2 protein-coding genes are annotated in these 1147 nt (G+C 68.0%); both read right to left on the reverse strand.

Translation table 11 applies throughout. The features are described from left to right. A partial coding sequence (locus AC04L7_RS19155) for an NAD(P)/FAD-dependent oxidoreductase (protein ID WP_475513770.1) occupies positions 1–982 on the reverse strand: 982 nt, incomplete at its 3' end. After that, positions 979–1125 carry a M15 family metallopeptidase gene (locus AC04L7_RS19160; protein ID WP_475513771.1) on the reverse strand — a complete coding sequence of 49 codons (147 nt, stop codon included), beginning with the start codon at positions 1123–1125 and terminating at the stop codon, positions 979–981. The genes AC04L7_RS19155 and AC04L7_RS19160, both read right to left, overlap by 4 nt. Positions 1126–1147 lie beyond the last annotated feature (22 nt).

Genomic DNA, 1147 nt, shown 5'->3' on the forward strand with positions numbered 1-1147 from the left:
CGCGACCCAGCGCGGTCAGCTCCTTGATGCTGGTCATCCGGATGCCTTCCTGCATCGGCGACACCACCATGTAGCGCTCCGCCCACAAGGTGGGACGGCGCACTACCGTTTGCGCCTGCGGATACATCAGGTGGTACCCGCGCGCGGGAATCACGGGAATCTTCAGCCCGAATGGGCGCAGCAACACATTGCTCCACGCGCCGGCAGCGACCACCACCCGGCCGGCATGCACCGGCCCCCGGTCGGTATCGATCCGATAGCCCCCGCCCTGGCGCGCCACGCCCGACACGCGGGCGATCAGCGACGTCGCACCACGCGCGACCAGGTCATCGAACAGCCGCCGGCAGAACGCCCCCGGGTCACGCATCGCCAATGACTCGCGCTGGAACACCGCGCGCCGGAATCCCGACCCGATGCCCGGTTCCAGGTCGCGCAACTGGGCGGCATCCAGCACGTCGAACGCGACGCCACGTTCACGCATCAGGCCGCGTTCCCATTCACCCTTCGCGAACGTCGCCTCCTCGCTGTACACGTGCAGATAGCCGGTGTGCGCGATCAACTCGCTGGCATGGATCCGTTCTCCGAGCTCCAGCCACGCGCTGCGCGATGCCGTGTTGATGGCGCCCAGCGCATCGATGATGGGCAACACGTGCTGCAACCGGCCCTGGTTGAGGAACTGCAGCAGCCAGCGCGCGTACGACGGGCTGACGCCCCAGTCCAGCTTCAGCGGCGCCAGCGGATTGGCCAGCATGCGCAGCGCCTTGGTGACGATGCCCGGCGTGGACTGCGGCATCACGTTGCCGACCGAGATGGAGCCGGCGTTGCCGAACGATGTCTCGCCCGCCGGCCCCTTGGCATCGATCAGCACGCACGACAGCCCGCGGTCCAGCAGATGGTGCGCCGTCGACAGGCCGACGATGCCGCTGCCGATCACCGCGACATCGGCGGCCTTCGGCGAGGGGGAAGAGGGGGAAGCACTCATTGGATCGGGACGTCGTAGGCGGTTCGCGGGGTGGGTTCGGGACGGAAGGTGAAGTGCCACCATTCCATCGCATAGTTCTGGAAGCCATGGCGGGCCATGGCTTGCACCAGCCGCTCGCGGTTGCGGCGCTGGTCGTCGGTGATGGACGGATGCGCGGTGTTGGCG

The organism is Pseudoxanthomonas sp. LjRoot204_2, assembly GCF_056175765.1.